Source organism: Amycolatopsis stemonae (genome assembly GCF_054781455.1).
On record NZ_BAAGUJ010000002.1, the window covers coordinates 825,562 to 846,167 of the forward strand.

The 20,606-nt window shown below is 68.6% G+C and carries 21 protein-coding genes; 9 read left to right on the forward strand and 12 right to left on the reverse strand.

Annotation, left to right across the window (positions count from 1 at the left end; genetic code table 11):
* Positions 1-9: 9 nt before the first annotated feature.
* Positions 10-585: a peroxidase-related enzyme gene (locus tag ACYVLJ_RS10130; RefSeq protein ID WP_460438423.1), complete on the forward strand. Its 576-nt coding sequence runs from the start codon at positions 10-12 to the stop codon at positions 583-585.
* On the opposite strand, the gene ACYVLJ_RS10135 is transcribed toward ACYVLJ_RS10130, so the two are convergent.
* The 3 genes from ACYVLJ_RS10135 to ACYVLJ_RS10145 all read right to left on the reverse strand — a co-directional run bounded on the left by ACYVLJ_RS10135 (position 582) and on the right by ACYVLJ_RS10145 (position 3,319).
* Positions 582-1,511 carry a bifunctional helix-turn-helix transcriptional regulator/GNAT family N-acetyltransferase gene (locus tag ACYVLJ_RS10135; protein ID WP_460438424.1) on the reverse strand — a complete coding sequence of 310 codons (930 nt, stop codon included), beginning with the start codon at positions 1,509-1,511 and terminating at the stop codon, positions 582-584. The two genes, ACYVLJ_RS10130 and ACYVLJ_RS10135, sit on opposite strands and share 4 nt — an antisense overlap.
* Positions 1,512-1,744: 233 nt before the next feature.
* Complete coding sequence (locus ACYVLJ_RS10140; RefSeq protein ID WP_451970502.1) at positions 1,745-1,894, reverse strand: hypothetical protein; 150 nt, start codon at positions 1,892-1,894, stop codon at positions 1,745-1,747.
* A 234-nt stretch (positions 1,895-2,128) separates the two neighbouring features.
* A complete protein-coding gene (locus ACYVLJ_RS10145; RefSeq protein ID WP_451970499.1) occupies positions 2,129-3,319 on the reverse strand; it encodes an AAA family ATPase in 1,191 nt (396 codons plus the stop codon).
* 120 nt (positions 3,320-3,439) lie between these two features.
* On the opposite strand from ACYVLJ_RS10145, the gene ACYVLJ_RS10150 reads away from it, so the two are divergent.
* Positions 3,440-3,916 (forward strand): hypothetical protein, encoded by a 477-nt coding sequence (locus ACYVLJ_RS10150; RefSeq protein WP_460438425.1) that lies wholly within the window; start codon positions 3,440-3,442, stop codon positions 3,914-3,916.
* Between the two features lie 59 nt (positions 3,917-3,975).
* Here ACYVLJ_RS10150 and ACYVLJ_RS10155 read toward each other — a convergent pair whose 3' ends face one another.
* Positions 3,976-4,707, reverse strand: coding sequence for a MerR family transcriptional regulator (locus ACYVLJ_RS10155; RefSeq protein ID WP_460438426.1), 732 nt, complete (start codon positions 4,705-4,707; stop codon positions 3,976-3,978).
* A 175-nt stretch (positions 4,708-4,882) separates the two neighbouring features.
* On the opposite strand from ACYVLJ_RS10155, the gene ACYVLJ_RS10160 reads away from it, so the two are divergent.
* The gene (locus ACYVLJ_RS10160; RefSeq protein ID WP_460438427.1) at positions 4,883-5,422 is read left to right on the forward strand and encodes a DoxX family protein; all 540 of its coding nucleotides are present in this window, start codon (positions 4,883-4,885) and stop codon (positions 5,420-5,422) included.
* Positions 5,423-5,467: 45 nt separating this feature from the next.
* On the opposite strand, the gene ACYVLJ_RS10165 is transcribed toward ACYVLJ_RS10160, so the two are convergent.
* Positions 5,468-6,757: an acetyl-CoA C-acetyltransferase gene (locus ACYVLJ_RS10165; RefSeq protein ID WP_451970487.1), complete on the reverse strand. Its 1,290-nt coding sequence runs from the start codon at positions 6,755-6,757 to the stop codon at positions 5,468-5,470.
* 92 nt (positions 6,758-6,849) lie between these two features.
* Here ACYVLJ_RS10165 and ACYVLJ_RS10170 point away from each other — a divergent pair, with 92 nt between their 5' ends.
* Complete coding sequence (locus ACYVLJ_RS10170; protein WP_460438428.1) at positions 6,850-8,184, forward strand: 3-oxoacyl-ACP reductase; 1,335 nt, start codon at positions 6,850-6,852, stop codon at positions 8,182-8,184.
* A 1-nt stretch (position 8,185) separates the two neighbouring features.
* The gene (locus ACYVLJ_RS10175; protein ID WP_460438429.1) at positions 8,186-9,016 is read left to right on the forward strand and encodes a MaoC/PaaZ C-terminal domain-containing protein; all 831 of its coding nucleotides are present in this window, start codon (positions 8,186-8,188) and stop codon (positions 9,014-9,016) included.
* On the opposite strand, the gene ACYVLJ_RS10180 is transcribed toward ACYVLJ_RS10175, so the two are convergent.
* Complete coding sequence (locus tag ACYVLJ_RS10180) at positions 9,008-9,664, reverse strand: TetR/AcrR family transcriptional regulator (RefSeq protein ID WP_086670992.1); 657 nt, start codon at positions 9,662-9,664, stop codon at positions 9,008-9,010. The genes ACYVLJ_RS10175 and ACYVLJ_RS10180 overlap by 9 nt on opposite strands.
* Positions 9,665-9,791: 127 nt before the next feature.
* Between ACYVLJ_RS10180 and ACYVLJ_RS10185 the strand changes: the two genes are divergently transcribed.
* The 3 genes from ACYVLJ_RS10185 to ACYVLJ_RS10195 all read left to right on the forward strand — a co-directional run bounded on the left by ACYVLJ_RS10185 (position 9,792) and on the right by ACYVLJ_RS10195 (position 12,511).
* Complete coding sequence (locus ACYVLJ_RS10185; protein WP_451970479.1) at positions 9,792-10,454, forward strand: SCP2 sterol-binding domain-containing protein; 663 nt, start codon at positions 9,792-9,794, stop codon at positions 10,452-10,454.
* 96 nt (positions 10,455-10,550) lie between these two features.
* Positions 10,551-11,081, forward strand: coding sequence for an SCP2 sterol-binding domain-containing protein (locus ACYVLJ_RS10190; RefSeq protein WP_460438631.1), 531 nt, complete (start codon positions 10,551-10,553; stop codon positions 11,079-11,081).
* A 224-nt stretch (positions 11,082-11,305) separates the two neighbouring features.
* A complete protein-coding gene (locus ACYVLJ_RS10195; RefSeq protein ID WP_460438430.1) occupies positions 11,306-12,511 on the forward strand; it encodes a YDG/SRA domain-containing protein in 1,206 nt (401 codons plus the stop codon).
* Here the strand turns inward: ACYVLJ_RS10195 and ACYVLJ_RS10200 are convergent.
* Complete coding sequence (locus tag ACYVLJ_RS10200; protein ID WP_460438431.1) at positions 12,498-12,959, reverse strand: FxsA family protein; 462 nt, start codon at positions 12,957-12,959, stop codon at positions 12,498-12,500. The genes ACYVLJ_RS10195 and ACYVLJ_RS10200 overlap by 14 nt on opposite strands.
* Positions 12,960-13,028: 69 nt before the next feature.
* On the opposite strand from ACYVLJ_RS10200, the gene ACYVLJ_RS10205 reads away from it, so the two are divergent.
* The gene (locus ACYVLJ_RS10205) at positions 13,029-14,357 is read left to right on the forward strand and encodes a pentapeptide repeat-containing protein (protein ID WP_460438432.1); all 1,329 of its coding nucleotides are present in this window, start codon (positions 13,029-13,031) and stop codon (positions 14,355-14,357) included.
* 24 nt (positions 14,358-14,381) lie between these two features.
* On the opposite strand, the gene ACYVLJ_RS10210 is transcribed toward ACYVLJ_RS10205, so the two are convergent.
* The 5 genes from ACYVLJ_RS10210 to ACYVLJ_RS10230 form a co-directional block, all read right to left on the reverse strand.
* Positions 14,382-16,328: an ABC transporter ATP-binding protein gene (locus tag ACYVLJ_RS10210; protein ID WP_460438632.1), complete on the reverse strand. Its 1,947-nt coding sequence runs from the start codon at positions 16,326-16,328 to the stop codon at positions 14,382-14,384.
* 14 nt (positions 16,329-16,342) lie between these two features.
* Positions 16,343-16,927, reverse strand: a complete 585-nt coding sequence (locus ACYVLJ_RS10215) for a TetR/AcrR family transcriptional regulator (RefSeq protein WP_451971946.1) — start codon at positions 16,925-16,927, stop codon at positions 16,343-16,345.
* A gap of 219 nt (positions 16,928-17,146) precedes the next feature.
* Positions 17,147-17,449, reverse strand: coding sequence for a hypothetical protein (locus tag ACYVLJ_RS10220; RefSeq protein WP_460438433.1), 303 nt, complete (start codon positions 17,447-17,449; stop codon positions 17,147-17,149).
* Positions 17,450-17,488: 39 nt separating this feature from the next.
* Positions 17,489-19,057: a hypothetical protein gene (locus ACYVLJ_RS10225; protein ID WP_460438434.1), complete on the reverse strand. Its 1,569-nt coding sequence runs from the start codon at positions 19,055-19,057 to the stop codon at positions 17,489-17,491.
* Positions 19,058-19,292: 235 nt separating this feature from the next.
* Positions 19,293-20,597: a dihydrolipoamide acetyltransferase family protein gene (locus ACYVLJ_RS10230; protein ID WP_460438435.1), complete on the reverse strand. Its 1,305-nt coding sequence runs from the start codon at positions 20,595-20,597 to the stop codon at positions 19,293-19,295.
* Positions 20,598-20,606: the final 9 nt, after the last annotated feature.

Genomic DNA, 20,606 nt, shown 5'->3' on the forward strand with positions numbered 1-20,606 from the left:
GTGCGGGGTATGAGCGACTCGGTGAGCCGGTTCCCCGTCACGGACCGCGAAGACCTGCCCGAAGACCTGCGCGAGCGGGTCGGCGTGATCGCGGAGAAGTCCGGGTTCACGCCGAACATCTTCCGCGCCCTCGGCCACCGCCCGGCCGAGCTGCGGGCCTTCCTCGACTACCACGACGCCCTCATTGAGCGCTCGGACGGACTGAGCAAGGCCGAGCGCGAACTGGTCGTCGTCGCAACATCCGGGGCCAACCACTGCACCTACTGCGTCGTCGCGCACGGCGCCATCCTGCGCATCCGCGCCAAGGACCCCGAGCTGGCCGACCGGGTGTCGAGCAACCCGTGGCAGGTGGAGCTGGACGAGCGCGGCCGCGCGATCGTCGACCTCGCGCTCGCCCTGGCCCAGGACTCGGCGTTGTTCGGCGACGCCGACATCGAAGCGGCGCGGGACGCCGGCCTCACCGACGACGAGATCTGGGACGTCGGCGCGATCACGGCGTTGTTCGCGATGTCGAACCGGCTCGCCCACCTCACGGCCCTGCGGCCGAACCCGGAGTTCTACCTGCTCGGCCGCGTACCGCGCTAGAAGGTCAGGCGCCAGGTCTCGTCGGTCAGCTTCGGGCCCCAGGTGTCGAAGTCCGCTTCGCCGACGAGCTCGAAGCCGGCCGCGCGGTAGATCGAGCGCGCGGCCGTCAGGATCGAGACCGTCGACAGCTCCATCCCCCGGTAGCCGTGCGCCCTGGCGAACTCGACGCACTCGGTGACCAGCCGCTTGCCCACGCCGTGCCCGCGGGCCGACGGCTCGAGCAGCAGCAGCCGCAGCTTCGCGGTGTCCGCGTCCGGCCCACCGGTGCACGCGATGCTGCCGACGCGCTCGCCGTCGAGCTCGGCGATCCAGAACGCCTGCCGCGGGTCGTCGCGGGTTTCGACGAAGTCCGCGACGATCCGGGCGACCAGTCCCTCGAACCGGTCGTCGAAGCCGTACTCGCGGCCGTAGAGCGCGCCGTGGCGTTCGACCACCCATCCGAGGTCGCCCGGTCGTGGCGGGCGGAGGACGAGTACGGGGTCGCGCCGGGCGTCGCCGACGAGGTCGCCGATCGTGCGCATGGCGGTCAGCAGCCGCTGCTGGTCTTCGTCGGGGAAGCGGCGGAGCAGCCCGCCGATCTGCTCGGTGGACCGGGCGTTCAGGACGGCGAACGCGTCCCGGCCCGCCGCGGTCGGGCGGACGAGCTGGCGGCGGGCGTCCTCGCCGGACCGTTCGCGCTCGACCAGCCCGCGCGCTTCGAGGCGGCCGAGCAGCCTGCTGGCGTAGCCGGCGTCGAGGTCGAGCCGTTTGCGCAGGTCGGTGACCGGCAGCGGGTCCTGGTGGGCCAGCTCGAAGAGCACGCGTGCTTCCGGCAGCGAGTACTCGGCGTCCGCCGGGCCCTCGTCGAGCACGCCGATGACCCCGGTGTAGAGCCGGTTGAAGGCGCGGACCGCGGCCACGCGGTCGGCCAGCTGAGCGTCGTTCATTGACCACCTCAACAAACTCGTTGACGAAGTCAAAGAATACTGCGGACGGCCACGCCGGCAAGTCGATTACCGGGGTCCGGACATGGGAAACCCCGCGATGCTGCCAGGTCGGGGGTCCGCCAGCATCACGGGGTCGTAGGGGGTATCGACGCCACTTTGCGTGGCGTTACACCCTCAGCTCTTTGTGGCGTAGGTCACTCGAATGGGCGACCGCCACTGGGCTGAGGACGGGCTCAGCGCATGTAGTTCGTGCGAGCCTGCGCGATCGCGATGAGTTCCTGACGGACCGTCGCGGTGGCGGCGGTGTCGATCGCCCGGTTCAGCGCCCGGCGAGTGCGAACCTCGGCGCGACGGGCACGGAGCTTGGCGGCCATGTTGTTCATCGGTTTCTGCATCCCCTTCGGAGGGTCTCGGTGGCTTGTGTCTCAAGTATGCGCTTTTTTTCACAAGGAATCCAACGAATGTCCGGTGATGTGCAGCACTAGCCGATGAATCATCGGAAACAGAGGCGTACAACCGGATGAATCATGGTGTCGGCGGTCACGACGAAGCAACCCGGCTAAGGGTCTCTAGGAATGTCTAGCGATTTTCCGATACTCGGGTAGGGACGTCGAGAGTCAGTCGCGGCCGAGCAGGTAGTGCCCGAAGTGCGGCACGGTGAAGGCGATCTGGCCCCGCTCGGCGGAGTAGACGAGGCCCTTCTTCATCAGGCTGTCGCGGGCGGGCGACAGCGAAGACGGCTTCCGCCCGAGGAAGACCGCGACGTCGGCGGTCCCGGCGGGCTCGTCGCGCCCCTGGGTCAGCTCGGCCATCGCCTGCAGGTACTCCCGCTCGGCCGGCGTCGCGCGGTCGTAGCGCGAGCCGAAGAACCCGACCGCCAGCTCCGACTCCGCTTCGGGCGCGGCCACCTGGACGTCCTTGACCGTGATCGGGTCGGACGGCGCCGCGTCCCAGGCCGCCTTGCCGTAGGCCTGGATGAAGTACGGGTAGCCGCCGGACGCGTCGAAGAGCGCGTCGAGGGCTTCCGGCTCGATGCCGGCGTCCTCGCGTTCGATCGGCGCCATCACGGCGTAGTCGGCGTCCTCGCGGTCGAGCCGGTCGATCCGCGCGTACCGGAAGAGCCGCTCCGAGTAGGACTTGGACGCCGAGAGCACCGCGGGCACGTGCGGCAGCCCCGCGCCGACGACGACGAGCGGCGCGCCGGACTGCGAGAGCTCGTGGCAGGCGGCGCACAGCGCGGAGACGTCGTCGGGCTGCAGGTCCTGGATTTCGTCGATGAGCAGCGCGACGCCGGTCCCGACGTCCGCGGCCAGCTCGGCGACGTCGGTGAACAGCTCGACGAGGTCGATTTCGATGTCCCCGGAGTCGGCGCGCCCCTGCGCGGCGGGCACGTCGATGCCCGGCTGCCACCGGTCGCGCAGCTTCGCGTCGGCCTTGTTGGCCCGCAACGCGAACGCCTTGAGCACGCCGAGCACCTCTTCGACGCGGTCGGGCGCCCGGTGCCGCACGGCCAGGTCCCGGATGGCCCGGTGCAGCGCGGCGGACAGCGGCCGCCGCAGCTCGGCGTCCGGCCGCGCCTCGATCTTGCCGGCCCCCCACTTGTGCCGGACGGCCATCGCCCGCAGCTCCCCGAGCAGCACGGTCTTGCCGACCCCGCGCAGCCCGGTGAGGACGAGACTGCGTTCGGGTCTCCCCCGCGCGACCCGCTCGAGCACGACCTCGAAGGCCTTGAGCTCGCGCTCGCGCCCGGCCAGCTCGGGCGGCCGTTGCCCGGCGCCCGGCGCGAAGGGGTTGCGGATGGGGTCCACTCTGCCAAGCTATCGACGTATCTAGCGCGAGCCCGATATTCCGCCATAGACGGCTAGCGCGTGTCGCGGAGGTTCGACCGGTTGGCCGAACGATCACGGGCGCCGTGGCAAGGTGGCGCGGTGGACGGGCGGCGGTTCGAGGTGGGCTCGGTGGTGACGGGCACGGTGTGCCTGGTCCCGCGCCCCGGCGCGATCGGGCTGTTCGTGGACCTCGGCGGAGAGCCGCGAGGCTTCGTCGACGTCCTGAGCCTGCCCCGGGACGCCGCCGCGTGGCCGGCGGCCGGCACGACGAGCACGTTCGAAGTGCTCACCCGCGGTCCGGCGCAGATCCGCCTCTGGCCGCTCGACCCGCGGCTGCGGTCGGGCCCGTTCGACAACGGCGTGACCGAAGACGAGTGGCGGGCACGCAAGGCCCGGCACCCGGTCGGCGCGGTCCTCACCGCGGAGGTGAGCGACGTCCACGCCGGCTCGTACCTGGTCACCTACGAAGGCGGCTGGTCGCTGCTCGAGGGCGAACCACCCGAGGCCGACCGCTACGAGGTCGTCCGCCACCTCGACACGACCCGGCGCACCCTGCTGCGACCGGCGCGTCCATAGAGACGAACAGGTCTGCAGCCCTGCTCGTCCCTACCCCCAGCGCCGACTACGACGTCGGTTCACTCGCCGAGGTTCCGTTCCGCGTAGATCTTCATCGCATCGCGGACCAGTTCGGCCGTCTCGCCCTCGAGCCCGTAGCGCGGGTCGTCGACGTACAACTGCCCGAGACCCGCGAAGTACCCCGCCGACACGGACGAAACCGCCGGCCGCAGCCAGGCGTGCAACCGTCGCGTGATCGCCTGGACCTCGTCGGAGCCCGGAGCCGATCCGGCGGACACCGCGCCGAACGCGGCCCAGATGTCCCGCTGTTCCTGCTGGTGCGCCTTCTTCTCCCCGGCCGAGAGCGAGCGCCACCACTGGTCCCCCGACGCGTACGCCGAGGCGCCCCAGCGGCGCGTGACCTCCTCCTCGTACTGCGTGTGGTCGAAGCCGTCGAACACTTCTTCTGCCATCAGTCGTTCACCTCCTCTCAGCTTCCGCAGCGTGGTCCGGACCGAGTCGATCTGCCGCCCGATCCGCCGCTGCTCCTGTTCGAGCAGCTCCAGGTGGGTTTCGAGCGCGGCGACGCGGTCGCGTTGCCCGTCGAGCACCTCGGCGATCGCCGGAAGCCCGAGGCCGAGCTCGCGCAGCAACAGGATCCGCTGCAGCCGGACGAGCGCCTGCTCGTCGTAGTAGCGGTAGCCGTTGCCGCCGACGCGGCTGGGTTCGAGCAGGCCGACCGCGCCGTAGTGGCGCAGCGTCCGGCTCGTCGTCCCCGCGGCGCGGGCGATGTCCTGGATGGACCACTCCATGGCGTCGACGATAGAAGTTGACGCAACGTCAAGGTCAAGCCGCTAACACTCTCTACGACTTTCTAGCGAAAATGCGATATTCACGCAGAAACGCCGAGGATTCGAGTGCGGGCGGAGCGGGCACCCAAGCGATAGGTTCGACCAGGCAGCGGCCCGTACGAGGAAGGCAACGACCGTGATACTCCGTCGAGTGGCACGTCCCCTGCTCGCCACGATCTTCGTGACGGGCGGAATCAATGCGCTGAGGCAGGCCGAGGGGCACGCGAAAGCCGCGGAGCCCTTCCTGAACAGCGCGTTCGAGAAGGTCGGCGACGTCGTCCCGCAGCAGGTCCCCCGCGACCCGGTGACGCTCGTCCGCATCGACGCCGCCGTGAAGATCGGGGCCGGCCTCGCGCTCGCGTCCGGCAAGGCGCCGCGGCTCGCGGCCGGGCTGCTGCTCGGCAGCCTGGTGCCGACGACGCTGGCGGCGCACAGCTTCTGGGCCATCAAGGAGCCGGAAGAGCGGCAGCAGCACCAGATCCAGTTCTTCAAGAACGTGGGCCTGGCCGGTGGCCTCCTGCTCGCGGTCGCGGACACGCACGGCAAGCCGTCGGCGGCTTGGCGCGCGAAGCACGCCGCGAAGGACGTCGGGGTCGCCGCCGGAAAGCTGAGCCGCAAGGCCGAGAAGCGGGCGAACAAGCTCGCGAAGCGGGCGCAGAAGAAGCTGCCCAGCTAGCGAAAAAGGGCCGCCCCTCGCGAGGGGCGGCCCTTTTCGTGCGCGCTACTTCTCCAGGATCGCGGTGACGCCCTGGCCGCCGGCCGCGCAGATCGAGATCAGGCCGCGGCCGGACCCCTTCTCGTGCAGCAGCTTCGCGAGCGTCGCGACGATCCGGCCGCCGGTCGCGGCGAACGGGTGCCCGGCCGCCAGCGACGAGCCGTTCACGTTCAGCTTCGCCCGGTCGATCGCGCCGAGCGGCTCGTCCAGGTCCAGCTTCTCCTTGGCGAACGCCGGGTCCTCCCACGCCTTGAGCGTGGCCAGCACCTGCGACGCGAACGCCTCGTGGATCTCGTAGAAGTCGAAGTCCTGCAGCGAAAGCCCGGCGCGCGCGAGCATCCGCGGCACGGCGTAGGCGGGCGCCATCAGCAGACCCTCTTCGCCGTGGACGTAGTCGACGGCCGCGGTCTGCGAGAACGTCAGGTACGCCTGCACCGGCAGGTTGTGCGCCTTCGCCCACTCGTCGGTGGCGAGCAGGACCGTCGACGCGCCGTCGGTCAGCGGGGTCGAGTTGCCCGCCGTCATCGTGCCGTCCGGGCCCCCGAAGGCGGGCTTGAGCTTGGCGAGCTTCTCGGCCGTCGAGTCGGCGCGCAGGTTCTGGTCGCGCGCGAGCTTGAGGAACGGCGTCACGAGGTCGTCGAAGAACCCGCGGTCGTAGGCGGCGGCGAGGTGCTGGTGGCTGGCCGCGGCCAGTTCGTCCTGCGCCTCGCGGGTGATCTCCCAGATCTTCGCGGTCAGGGCCGCGTGCTCGCCCATCGAGAGGCCGGTGCGCGGCTCCTCGTTGCGCGGGATCGCCGGGACGATGTGCCCCGGCCGGATCTTCGCGACGAGCTTGAGCCGGTCGCCGAGCGACTTCGCGGCGTTGAGCTGGATGAGGATCTGGCGCAGGTCCTCGTTGACGGCCAGCGGCGCGTCGGACGTGGTGTCGACGCCGCCCGCGATGGCCGAATCGATCTGGCCGAGGGCGATCTTGTTGGCGACGTTCACGATCGCCTGCAGGCCGGTGCCGCACGCCATCTGGACGTCGGACGCGGGCGTCGCGGGCGAGAGCTTGCTGCCCAGCACGCTCTCGCGGGCCAGGTTGAAGTCCTTCGAGTGCTTGAGCACGGCGCCGGCGGCGACCTCGCCGATCACCTCGCCCTGCAGCGAGAAACGGCTGACCAGGCCGTCGAGCGCGGCGGTGAACATGTCCTGGTTCGACGCCTTCGCGTACGGGCCGTTGGACCGCGCGAAGGGGATCCGGTTGCCCCCGATGATCGCGACCTTGCGCACGGCGGGCGTCTTCTTCGGTGGCATGACTTCACCTCTCTGGTCGTGTCCCTCACACTGTAACCTACTAGCGAGTAGGTTAGACTGCGACGTGACGCAGACTGCACGGGAGGCAACCGATGGCTGACAGGTACCAGCAGTTCACGAAAACCCCGGTGGGGAAGTTCGTGGTGCCGAAGCTCGGCCTGCCCAACCCCGCCACGCTGCGCCGCTACAAGCCCGGGCAACCCGCCCTCGAGGGTCCCGCACTTCTCGGCGCCGCGCCTGGTGGACGCCTCGAGAAGACCCTTCGCGACCAGCTCGCCGACGCGGGCATCGAGGTCGTCACGGCGGCCGCCGAGAGGCACGCGGCGCTCGTCTTCGACGCCACCGGCGTCACCGACCCTTCGCGGCTGCGCGAGGTCTACGACTTCTTCCACCCGGTGATCCGCAGCGTCGGGCCGTCCGGTCGCGTCGTGGTCCTGGGCACGCCGCCGGAGCAGGTCGAAGGCCGAGAGCGGATCGCCCAGCGCGCGCTCGAAGGGTTCATCCGATCGGTGGGGAAGGAGCTGAAGCGCGGCGCGACCGCCCAGCTCGTGTACGTCGCCGAAGGCGCCGAAGAGGCGACAGAGTCGACAGTGCGCTTCCTGCTCTCGGCGAAGTCCGCCTTCGTCGACGCGCAGGTCATCCGGATCGGCGCCGAAGGCAAGACGGCCTCCGCGCCCGCGAACTGGGAGAAGCCCCTCGACGGCAAGGTCGCGCTGGTCACCGGCGCGTCCCGCGGCATCGGCGCGGCGATCGCCGAGGTGCTGGCCCGCGACGGTGCGCACGTCGTCGCGCTCGACATCCCGGCGCAGGGCGGGGACCTGTCCAAGGTGGCGAACAAGATCGGCGGCTCGTCGCTGCAGCTCGACATCACTTCGCCGAGCGCGCCCGCGAAGCTCGCGGAGTACCTGAAGGAGCGTCACGGTGGCGTCGACGTCGTCGTGCACAACGCGGGTATCACGCGCGACAAGACGCTGGGCAACATGAGCGAGAGCGCGTGGGACTCGGTGATCGCCGTGAACCTCGCGTCGCAGCTCGCGGTGAACGACAAGCTGCTCGCCGACAAGGTGCTGAACGAGAACGGCCGCATCATCGGCGTCTCGTCGATCGCGGGCATCGCCGGCAACGTCGGCCAGACGAACTACGCGACGTCGAAGGCGGGCGTCATCGGCATGGTGAACGTCGGCGCGCCGCAGCTCGCGGCGTACGGCGGCACGATCAACGCCGTCGCGCCCGGATTCATCGAGACCAAGATGACCGCGGCGGTCCCGCTGTTCATCCGCGAGGCCGGCCGGCGCCTGTCGAGCCTCGGCCAGGGCGGCCTGCCGGTCGACGTCGCCGAGACGATCGCCTGGTACGCGAACCCGGCGTCCGCGGCGGTGAACGGCAACGTGGTCCGCGTCTGCGGCCAGGCCCTGCTGGGGGCGTGACGTGGTGATCCGCGAACTCGACAGCACGCCGAGCCTGGCCACGCTGTACCCGAAGGCGCTGCTCGGCCTGCGCAAAACCGGCTCTTCGCTGCCGGACACGGAGCTGGTCCGCACGGGCGTCGTGGTCGACCCGGCGCACCTGGCCGCGTACAACACGGTCTGCGGCTTCCGGCTGAGCGACGAGCTGCCGGCGACGTACCCGCACATGCTGGCGTTCCCGCTGCAGATGGCGCTGATGACCGAGCCGGCGTTCCCGTTCCCGCTGCTCGGCATGGTGCACGTGGCAAACCGGATCACCCAGCACCGGCCGTTGCGCCTGGGCGAGCCGCTGACGATGCGGGTGCGCGCGGAGAACCTGCGCGCGCACGAGAAGGGCCGTCAGTTCGACGTCGTCAGCGAAGCGTGGTCCGGCGACGACCTGGTGTGGGCCGACGTGAGCACGTACCTGCGCCGCGGCTCTTCGGGCTCCTCCGCTCGCCGTGAGCAGCTCGCCCCGCCGACGCCGGACGCGATCTGGCGCATCCCGGGCGACATCGGCCGCCGCTACGCGGAGGTCTCGGGCGACCGCAACCCGATCCACCTGCACCCGCTGACGGCCAAGCTGTTCGGCTTCCCCCGCGCGATCGCCCACGGCATGTGGACGAAGGCCCACGCCCTGGCGGCGTTCGAAGGCCGGCTGCCGTCGGCGTTCACGATCGACGTCAAGTTCAAGCAGCCGGTGCTGCTCCCGGCGAAAGCGGGCTTCACGTCGTGGTCTACCCCGGAGGGGTGGGCGTTCGAGCTGTGGAGCAAGGCGAAGCCGCACCTCGAGGGCACGATCACCTCACTCTGACGGCTTCCAGACCTCGCCCTCGATGAGGTCGTTGAAGCCCAGCCAGACGAGGTTCATCAGCCACGAGGCGAGCACGCCGTCGGAGATGTCGGGGTGGTCGAGGGCCCAGTCGGCCAGCGACTCGGCCGCCCCGACCAGGGCCGCGGACAGGCCCTCGCCGGAGAACTCGGCCTGCTCGCCGACGCCCTTGCGGGTGCCGGCGGACACGACGAGCGCGGCGACCAGCTGGATCGCGCGCGCCCGCATGTCGGTGATCTCCGCGGCGAACGCCCCGCCGACGGTGAGCGCTTGGCGGTGCAGCACCGTCCACGACTCTCGGTACTCCGCGACGAAGCGGTAGAACGACCGCAGGCCGTGCCAGAGCTGCATGTCCGGCGGCAGGTCGGGCTGCACGCCGGCCTGGATGGCCTCGAGCAGCCGCGTCGCCTCGCGCCGGATGCACGCGCCGAAGAGGTCTTCCTTCGAGCCGAGGTAGGTGTAGATCATCGGCTTCGAGACCCCGGCGACGTCGGAGATCTCGTCCATCGAGGCCGCGTGGTAGCCGTGGCGGGAAAAGACCTGGACGGCCGCGTCCAGGATCTGCCGCTCACGCACGGCGCGCGGCAGCCGCCTGGCCCGTTCGGGCGGACGCTGATCATCCTCTGACACGCTGGACCTCCCTGTTTCTGCCCGGAGACGGTACCGGCAGCTGCCCCGGGAGGGTGATTTCGGCACGCTTGCCCGCCTACCTACTGGCGGGTAGCCTTACGCGTGGGTAACTGGAGAGGGAGTGGCCATGGCCGACAACGCCGGGATGACCAGCGCCGATCAGGTCGCGGGGCTCCGTGGGGCGGCGCTGCTGGACGCGCTGGAGCGGCTCGACCCGCTGAGCCCGGAGGCGCACGCCCTCGACGTCAACGCGCTCGCCGAGGCGGTCGATCCCCGCGATCTGGGCAAGGACGACTTCCGAAGACTCCTGAACGCATTGCTCCGGCTGGCTTCGCGCGCGCCGGCGTTCGACCTGAGCAAGGTCGAACCGGCGCGCTTCGCCTCCCTGGTGGCGTCGGCGTCGCGCGCGCAGCTCGAGAGCGTCGTCGCGGAGCGCCCCCTGCGTGAGCGCGTGCTGGACGAGATCTTCGCCCGCATGGGCGCGCACATCAGGTCCGACCGCGCCCGCGACCTGCACGCGGTGGTCCACTGGCGCCTGTCGGGCGGCGTGGGAGAGGGAGGCTACGACCGCTACGAGACGGTGATTTCGCACGGCTCGTGCACGGTGAGCCGCGAGATGAACTCCGCGGCAAGGGTCACCATCACCATCGCGCCGGCGGACTTCTTCCGGCTCATCACCCACCAGGCGACGCCGGCGGTGTTGTTCGTCACGGGAAGAATCAAGGTCAAGGGTGATTTGGCCTTTGCGGCGGGCTTGATCGGATTCTTCGACCTCCCGCACCCCGTATAGTCCGTGGCCGTGCCCCGAAAAGCGAAGTGGCGCCTTTCCCGGCCCCGCCACAGCCGCGTCCGCGGCAGCCACGCGGTCAACGCGTTCGCGGAGAAGCTGGTCGTCGGCAACCTGACGCCCGACCAGTTCATCCAGGTCCTGGAGACCTTGCACATGCTGGGCTCGGCGGGCGCCGGAATCGAGCTGAGCTCCCTGAGCACGGACGTCCTGGTGGACGTGGTCCGCAGAGCCTCCCGCGACCAGCTGAAGGCAATCGCCGACCACGCAGAGTTGCGCGCGGTGTTCTTGGACGAGATTTTCCGCCGAATGTCCGAGCATTTCCTGCCGGAGCGAGCCCGCCACGTCGACTTCGTGGTTTCATGGCGCTTTTCCGACGGAGCCGGCGAAGACAACTACGACCGTTTCCAGACAGTAATCGAGGACGGCGTGTGCGTGTCGTCAACGGACCTGTCGCGAACGCCGGACACAACGATCACGTTGTCCGTGGACGACTTCATCCGGATGGCCACGGGCAACGCCGCGGTGGCAGCGATGTTCGTGACGGGCCGAGTGAAGGTGAAGGGCGAGTACGCGCCGGCGGTCCGGTTCTCGAGCTACTTCGACATCCCCAAGCCGACCGCGGACTAGTTCGGGTGGCCGTTCAGTCTCTACCAGCACGAAAAGGGCTTCCGAGCAGCAGGACGACATGGTTCGCCTGACTTCCGGTCTGCTGGAGCGGATCAGCGGTGACGCGGTGCTTTCCGGTAGGGACTGAAGACCGATGGAGCGCTTGGTGGTCGCCCTCCGACCGTGGACTAGCTGTCGCCCGGCGCGGACACCAAACTGTCGGTGTCAGCCTTTAGAGTGCAGCTATGAGCCTGGCTGATGTTGATCGAGAGCACGTCCTTCAAGCTATCGAGGAGTTCGATGACCTCGGTCGAGAGGCGTTTCTCGAGAAGTATGGCTTCGCCGAAGCTCGTCAGTACGTGGTCGTCCAGGGCAGCAGGGAGTACGACTCGAAGGCGCTGATCGGCGCAGCTCACGGTTATGCGACCGGCGAGGCGCTCAGCGCTTCGGACTTCAGTGGCGGAGTTCGGACCGTAGGTGCTCGCTTGACCGAGCTTGGCTTCGATTTCCGCGATGTCGCCGCATCGCCGGTCAAGGGCTCGCCTATCTACGGCGAAATTTTGGGTTTTCCCGAGGGAACGACCTTTGCAAGTCGAGCCGAGGCGGCCGCGAGTGGGGTTCACCGTGCGTTGCAGGCCGGCATCGTGGGGACTGAGAAGCTGGGCGCCGAGTCGATCGTGTCGTCGGGTGGTTACGAAGACGACGATGACCGCGGTGATGAGCTGATCTACACCGGCCAAGGTGGGCGAGATGGCCGTGGTCGACAGAATGCTGACCAGGCGTTTACGCGGGGCAATGCGGCCCTTCGCACCAGTTGGCAGACGGGTGCTCCCGTTCGAGTTGTTCGCGGTCCGGATCCGAAGTCCCCGTACGCACCTGATCAGGGTTACCGCTACGACGGCCTGTACAAGGTTGAAGACTCCGCGATGGTGCGTGGCCAAAGCGGCTACCTGGTCTGCCGGTTCCAGATGGTCAAGCTGAGCAAGGTCGCTGACGTGACTTTCGGGCTCGGCGAATACCTGCTGTCGGCTGATCCTGAGCACCCCGAGATGCCGATCGGCAACGCGGAGCCGGGGCGCAAGCCCGTAACGGCGCAACGCATCATCCGCACCACGAAGGTCGCGGACGACGTCAAGGCATTGCACGACCACACGTGCCAAATCTGCAGCACCCGCTTGTCGGTCGGCAACGGCGAAGGATACTCAGAAGGCGCGCACGTCAGGGCTCTCGGCGGCTTGCACCGCGGCCCCGACTTCGCGTCGAACGTGCTCTGCCTCTGCCCGAACTGCCATGTGCAGTTCGATCGCGGTGCCATCGTGATCGCAGCGGATCGGAGCGTGCTTCGCGAGGGGACCCCCGTCGGCAAGTTGCGCGAGCTCCCGGGGCACCGGATCAAAGACGAGCACCTCGAGTACCACCGGACGGTGCACTCGCCGGTCAGCCTTCGATGACCCGGCCCTCGATGACCGTGGGCTGACGCTGTGGTTCTTCGGAGACCACTTCGCTGTCCACCACCATCACCGGACCGCGGCGCTGGTTGGCGAACCGGACCGCTCGCTTCTCCATCCGCTTCAGCCAAAGCCGACGCACCACCGCGCGTGAAGGGCGAAGCATCAACAGCAACCCGAGCACGTCGCTGACAAACCCCGGGACCAGGATCAACAACCCGCCGAGGGCGACGAGCATGCCGTCGGTTAGTTCCTTCTCCGCCGGACGCCCCGCCCGGGCCGTGTCCATGAATGCCCTCATCGCCTTACCGCCCTCGCGGCGGGCCAGCCAGGAGCCCAGGAACGCGCCGGCCAGCAGGAGGCCCAGTGTGCCGAGCACGCCCACGGCTGAGCCCACCGCCCAGATCGCGGCGATCTCGGCGATGACGTAGAGCAGGAACGCGACAGCCATACTCGGACAACGAACGAGCTGTCCGATTTGCTCCCGCGCCCTCGAGCACACCGGCTAGTCTCACCCCTCGTGTCCGACTGGCTCCGCTGGCTCCTCATCGCCGCCGCGGTGCTCGCTGCGGTTGTGCTCGTGGTCGCTCGGCGGGGGCCGCGGTTGCCCGCGCTGCCTCGGGTCGGCGGTGGGATCTCGCTCTCCGTGCTCGGATGGCTGGTCATCGCCGGGGTTGTCGCCGTGGGGACCGGTGGAGGGTTGCTGTGGTTCCTCGGCTGGCCGCGGTTGCCGACCGCCGGGGTGTTCGCCGTTGACCAGCTGCTCGACCTGCTGAAGATCGCACTCTCCGTGGTCGCCGGGTTCGGCGGGGTGGTGCTGCTCGCCGTCAACTACCGGAAGCAGCGGGTCACCGAAAACGAGCACGCCCTCGCTGTCGAGAAGGCCGGGCGCGAGGCCGTGCAGGGCTTCAACGAAAGGCTCGGCACCGCTGCCGAACAGCTCGCCCACGACAGCCCCGCCGTCCGGCTGACCGGTGTCTACGCCCTCGCCGGCCTGGCCGACGACTGGGCCGACAAGCGCCAGGTCTGCGTCGACGTCCTGTGCGGGTACCTGCGCCTGCAGCCCGACGTCGTGACGCCCGGCGAAGAAGAGGTGCGGCAGGCGATCTTGCGCATGGTCCGTGACCGGCTGAGTCGCTACCTCGGCACCTGGCGGGCCCTGGACTTCGACTTCACCGGGGTGCGCTTCGAGAACGCGGACTTCGCGGGTCTCGGCTTTGAAGGCTTGGTCAACTTCGACGGCGCCGAGTTCACCGGCGAACTGACCACGTTCGCCGGCTCGTCGTTCTCCGGGGCGCTCAGCTGCCACGGCACCGTTTTCGGCGCTGACCGGACCACCTTCGGCAGCGCCCGGTTCGACGGCCGGGCCGAGTTCGTCGGCTGCGACTTCACCGGCCGGGTGCTCCACTTCTCCGGCGGCCACCTGGCCCGGCAGTCCGTCGCGTTCTACCGCTGCCGCTTCCGGACCGAGCTGCTGGACTTCTCGGCGGTGTCGATCCTCAGCGGCGAGTTGCGGTTCGAGCAGCTCGAGTTCGCCGACACCGAGCTGGTGTTCGACGTCTCGGACGGGTGGACCGCCGGGGCCGGGGGTTTCCCGCGACTGGTGTTCGAGGACGTGCGGTTCCTCCGGTGCCGGTTCGGGCTCGAGCTGCAGGCCGACCAGGAGCGGATGGTCTGGCTGATCGACAGCGTGCTGGACACGGTCACGCTGTCGATCGCCAAGTGGGAAGGCATCCGGCCGTGGCTGGTCCCTCGCGGCGGCGAACGGTGGCTGAACCTCCGCAACGTCGAGTGCCGCGGTGGCACCGAGATCCCCGACCGGCACGTCCGGCACCGGACGCTCGCCTGACCGGTGCGTGCCGGCCGGGAGTGCTCAGCTGGGCACCTCGTCCAGGTACGCCTGCGCCTGCAGGGTGAACAGGTCCGCGTACCCGGCCTTCGCCGCCATCAGCTCCTCGTGCGTTCCGTACTCCGCGACCTTTCCGTGGTCCAGCAGCAGGATCCGCTCCGCCTGGCGCACCGTCGAGAACCGGTGCGAGATGTACAGCGTCGTGCGGCCCTCCGACAGGGAGCGCAGTCGTGCGAACAGGTCGTGCTCCGCCTGGGCGTCCAGTGCCGATGTCGGCTCGTCGAGGATCAGGATCGGCGCCTCTCGCTGGAACGCCCGGGCCAGTGCGATCTTCTGCCACTCGCCGCCGGACAGCGAGACGCCCTGGTCGAACCAGCGGCCCAACGGGCTGTCGTAGCCGCTGGGCAGGCGCTCGATGCGCTCGTCCGCGCCCGCTCGGCGGGCCGAATCCTCGATGTGCGGGCGGTCCTCCAGCCGCGACAGGTCGCCCAGGCCGATGTTCTCCGCCGCTGTTCCCTGGTACGTCACGTAGTCCTGGAACATCGCGCTGATCCGCTTGCGCAGCTCGACCGGGTCGTAGTCGCGGATGTCCACGCCGTCCAGCAGGATCCGGCCGCCCGTGGGGTCGTAGAGCCGGCACAGCAGCTTGAACAGCGTCGACTTGCCCGCGCCGTTGCGGCCCACCACCGCCACCGTTTCGCCCGGGCGGATCTCGAAGCTGACGTCGTCCAGGGCTGGTTCCTCCGAGCCCGGGTAGGCGAACGTCACCGAGTCGAACTCGATGTGACCCTCCACAGTGGACGGGAAGGGGCGGGGTGACGCGGGCGCCGTGATCTCCGGTTTCGTGTCCAGGAAGCGGTACAGCGTGTCCAGGTACAGGTTGTTCTCGTACATCCCCGAAAACGCCGTGAACAGGCCGGACACCGACGTCTGCACGGACGTCGCCGCCGCGGTGTACAGCGCCAGGTCGCCCAGGGTCAGCCGGCCGCCCACCGCCTCCAGGGCGATGTACAGCGCGATCGCCGAGCCCGCGAACGTGCTCAGCAGCCCCCAGGACGTCGAGCTGACGTTGCGGTTGATCGTCAGCTTGCGCTGGCGCTCGTACGACACCAGGCCGAGCCGGCGGAACCGGTCGACGAAGTACGGGCCGAGCCCGAACAGCTTCGTCTCCTTGGCGTACGTGTCCGTCGTGACCAGCGAAGACAGATAGTCCATCCGCCGCTTGATCGGCGACATCAGGAACGTCAGCCAGAACGCGCGCGAGCCGTACTTCGACTGCGAAATGAACGCCGGGATCGGCGCCAGCAGCGCGACCAGCGCCAGCAGCGGGCTGATCGCGACGAGCAGCGCGACCATGCTGCCGAACGTGATCAACGTCCGGACCAGCCCCAGCGCGGAGTTCATCATCGACAGCGGTCGCGTCGGTGCTTCCTGCGCCGCTTGGCGCAGCATGTCGTACGACGTCGAGCCCTCGAAGTACGCCAGGTGCAGCTCGCTCGCGTGCGCCATCACCTGGTGGCGGATGGTCAGCGTCATGCGCTCCTGCAGCAGCGACTGCGCGATCGACGTCAGCGCGCTGCTGATCGCCGTCGCCGCGAGCACGCCGAACTGGAACAACGCGACGTTCACGATGTCGCCCGTGGTGCCCTTGTGCTGGATCGCCGCGACGACCGAGTCGAGCAGCAGCTTCGCGACGTACGCGGTCACGGTCGGGAGGAGCCCCGACAGCAGCGTGATCAGCGCCAGGAGGATCGTCAGGACCGGGCTGGCCTGCCACGTCAGCTTGACGACCTTGGGCAGGCCGCGGACCGTCCCCGCGACCGACGTCTTGGCGCGCTTCAGCCGGGACCGCAGGTCTTTCGGCTGGTCGTCCTGCTTGGGCTCCGGGATTTCCACCGGGCCGGTGAGGCCGCTTTCCGGCACCGTCGACACGTGCCGCCGCCGGCCGCGCCGGGCCAGCATGAACTCCATCCCGCCGCCCGGGATCACGGGGCCTCCACCGCGCCGTGCAGGAAGACGTCGACCACCTGGCGCGTGGTGGGGACGTCGTCGATCGGCGCCATCCGGCGGCCGCCGAACAGCAGGGTCAGGAACAACGCGGCGAGCTGCTCGGGGGTCAGCCGCAGCCGGTCCTTCTCGGGTTCGAAGAGCTCCGTGATCGCGCCGCGCATCGCGGTCATCGACTCGCTGCGGCCGCCCTTCATCGTGCGGTTCTTCAGGCGCTGCTCGGGGTCGCGCTGCTTGTGCCTGCCCGACGCGTGCAGGGCCCCCATCAGCGCGCCCATCCGCTCGAAGTGGGCGCCGAGCGCTTCGGCGGCCTCGACGAGCCGGTCCGCCAGGGGCTGCTCGACGGGGATCTCGGCGATCGCGTCGAGGACGTGGTCGGGGCGCAGCACCTCGGCGGTGCAGGCGTCGAACAGCTCGTCCTTGTCCTTGAACGCGCGGAAGATGGTGCCCTCGCCGATGCCGGCGGCGCGGGCGATCTGGCTGGTCGTGACCGCGGTGCCGTGCTCCATCAGGAGCGGCAGCACCGCGTGCACGATCATGGCGCGCCGGTCTTCGGCGCTCATGCTCGGCGCTCTGCGCCGGGTTTCGGGTGCTGGGGTCATGTCACCAGTGTGCGGAGTGAGTGCTCACTCCGTCAAATGGGTAATCGTTGGCGCCTGGGTGTGGTCTGGGTGATGGCGTTCGCGGTGCTTGCGCATGGCGTCGGGGATCGCGACCGCTGAGGTCGAGGCATCCTCGGCCGGACCAATCTGATCGCCGACCAAGCCGGAAGCGCGTGAGCCCTAGTCTCTTCCGTCGATCTGCGTCGACGTTGTTGCCGGTGTCCTCGATACGTACGCCACGGCGCGGAAGATCAACTCCGTCATGTGGGGGTGCCAGCTCTCGGGAACGAGGTTGGGCAGGCGGGCTGCCGACGCGGCGTCCGTCGCGACGATGAACGGCTGACGCGCTGTGTCGGAGAACATGGACGCCGTGGTTCGGTCATCGTGCTGGAGGACTTTCTGCGCCTGGGCGCTGAACGTGTCCGGACCCGCGTTGACGGTCAGATCCATAATCTCACCGACCTGTGGTCGCATGAATTCCATGTCGATCTCTCCGGCATCGAGGACACCTTCCGTGTGATTCTAGCGTGAGTAGGGGTCGACTACGTTCTTCTGGAGCTCTTGATAACTCTTTTGGAAGCGCCACTTCCGCACGAAGAGCCAAGCCGTCAGTACACTGAGTAGTAGGGCCACGCCGAACAGGGCACTTCGCGAGAAGACGGCCATCAGTTCGGGTGTACACACGGCAGAGCCTGTGTTGCAGACGCCGCGCCTCACGACAACGCCGAGCAGTGCGTAAAACGCTGACATCCCGACTGCGAGCAACCCGATCCGGCTCACCAAGGGGATCCGCGGCCTGATGTCGTCCTTGAAAGCCCGGGAGAACCAGATCGACGCCAGGCCGGGGAGGGCAACAAACAGGGCCGCCACATCGATCCCCTTGGTGTCGTCGAAGACCAGGCCATCCCATATGCGCCAGAAGAACCAGAAGAAGATGCTGGCGAAGAGGGTCAGCCACATCACCAGCGCCGTTGTGCCGGGAGGGCGCTCACGTAGGAGCGTGTACGCGTAGACCTGGTCACCCACCTTGCTTGGCAGATTGCGGGCGTACAGGTGAGCTACCGGCCCGCCAGCTTCGTTCTCACCTTGAGTGGTTGCCTCGCTCTTTCGCAGGCTCTCCTCGAACGTGCCCTGTTGATACGGCTTCGGCATGGTCAGCGTCTGCTCGTACGCAAACCGCTGTTCGAGGAAGAAGGTTCCGGCGGGTGCGGTCTGGGTGAAGTGGTAACTCGTGCACAAGCTGTGGGTCGAGATCGGGATCCTGAACTCGTACGGCTCCTGTCCGACAGCACGTCGAGCACCCTCGTCCAGTCGCTTGAAGATGCTCTTCGGCTGATATCTGCCTTCTCGTGGTCTGGGCGAATAGTCGGCGGAAAACCTCGTGCGGTACGAGACGCTGAGCCGGACCGCTTGACCTGGGCGGGCCGTCAGATGGAGCCAGATCAGGTGCCGCTTGGCCATGTAGTTGCCGACGTACTTGAGGCGACCGAGCGCCTCGGGGTAGAATGGCAGCCCGAGGGTTCGCAGTTCGGTGCATACGTGCCCGACACGCACCTCTGCCGCATCTGCGTCCATTGCCGGCACTTCCAGATACTTGCGCCCCAGTTCTTCGAGTCTGCCGGCGGTGTACAAGTTTCCGGGTGGGGTAAGTCCCACCACCTCCCAGAAGACTCGCAGCATGATCCGGGTTCGCTCCTGCCCTTCTCGCTGCCCGCACAAGTAGAGCTTCGTGCCGCCAGGGTCTTCGACGCAGAAGTGGTTCATCAGACGACCCTTGCGGGCGATGAAGATGGGCAGAACCAGGGTCGGGTTGAACTCGTTGAAGGACTGGATCGTCTCGGCGTCCCGCATGCGCGGGTCGTTGTGCAGCGCTTCGGCGAGTGTGGGCAGGTGCCAATCGATGGTCAATCGTCTCCGGCATTCACCGTGATCGATCTCGACGTTTTCCGAGATGCGCGAAAACGGCCGGTCATTCTCGTTGATCAGCGAGATCGCGAGTGCCGTTGAATACGCCTTGGCGAGTTCGCGGGCCAGTTCCTGGGGGCTGCTGCCATCAACGGGAGACTCGTTGACGTTCAGGTCGGCAGTCACTGAATTCAGCTCCCCGGTTTCGGCCTCTTGTTTGACGTAGGTACCTGTCGCCGGAGCGGTGGTGATTGTTACGTTCAGTTACTGCTTTCCGGGTAGGCCCGAGCAGGCGTCAAGACATAACGCGAAGTCATCTGATCGTTGTCGGTCCGCGGCGAAAACGCGCGTTGGCGGATATCCGGAAGTGACGATGGGGTGCCTCCTTGATTCGGAGACACCCCATCGGCCGGCTTTTGGCTCAGTACGTCATGGCCATGGCCGGGTCGGCCAGCAGGGCGCCGACGTCGGCCAGGAACTCCGAGCCCTGCTGGCCGTCGACCACGCGGTGGTCGAAGCTCAGGGACAGCTGGAGCACCTTGCGGACCTTGATCTCGCCGTCCACCACCCACGGCTGGTCCTTGATCGCGCCGAGGCACAGGATCGCGGACTCGCCCGGGTTGATGATCGGCGTACCGGTGTCGACGCCGAACACGCCCACGTTGGTGATCGTGATCGTGCCGTTCAGCATGTCGGCCGGCGGCGTCTTGCCCTCCCGGGCCACGTCCGTGAGCTGCGTCAACGCTACAGCCAGCTCCTTCAGCGACATCGAGTCGGCGTCACGGACCTTGGGCACGATCAGGCCGCGCGGCGTGGCCGCCGCGATGCCGAGGTGCACGTAGTCCTTGTAGACGATCTCCTGCGCCGCGTCGTCCCAGACCGCGTTGACGTCCGGGGTGCGCTTCGCTGCCAGGCACACGGCCTTCGCCGCGAACGTCAGCGGCGTGACCTTCACCCCGGCGAACTCCCGCGACTTCTTCAGCTTCTCGCGGAACTCCATCATCGGCGTGACGTCGATGGTCAGGAACTCCGTGACGTGCGGAGCGGTGTACGCGCTCTGCACCATCGCCGCCGCGGTGGCCTTGCGGACACCCTTGATCGGCACGCGCCGCTCGCGGGATCCGCTGTCCACAACGGACTCGACGACCGGGGTGCCGTTGGCGGCCCGCTCGACGTCTTCACGCGTGATGACGCCGCCGGAAGCGCTGCCGGTCAGCGCGTGCAGGTCGACGCCGAGGTCCTTCGCCAGCTTCCGCACCGGCGGCTTCGCCAGCGGGACGTACCCGCCGCGAGGCGCGACCGGAGCGGGCGCAGGCGCCGGTGGAGCGGCGACCGCGGCCACCGGAGCAGCGGGTTCCGAGCCCTTGCGGGCCCGCCGCTGCGTGACGACCGTCTTGGAGCCGTAGCCGACCAGCGGCTTCATCTCCTCCTCGGCCGGCTGTTCGGCGGGCGCGGGAGCGGGAGCGGCGGACGCACCGCCGGGGTCGACGTCGATGGTCAGGATCGGCGTCCCGACCTCGACCGTCTGCCCCGGCTCGACCAGCAGCTCCGTGACCACGCCGGCCCACGGGATCGGCAGCTCGACGGCGGCCTTCGCGGTCTCGATCTCGACCACGATCTGGTTGACCGTCACGGTGTCGCCCGGCTTGACCTGCCAGGCCAGGATGTCGGCTTCGGTCAGCCCCTCCGCCGTGTCGGCCAGGGGGAACTGTTTGTACGTAGGCATTGCGCGGAG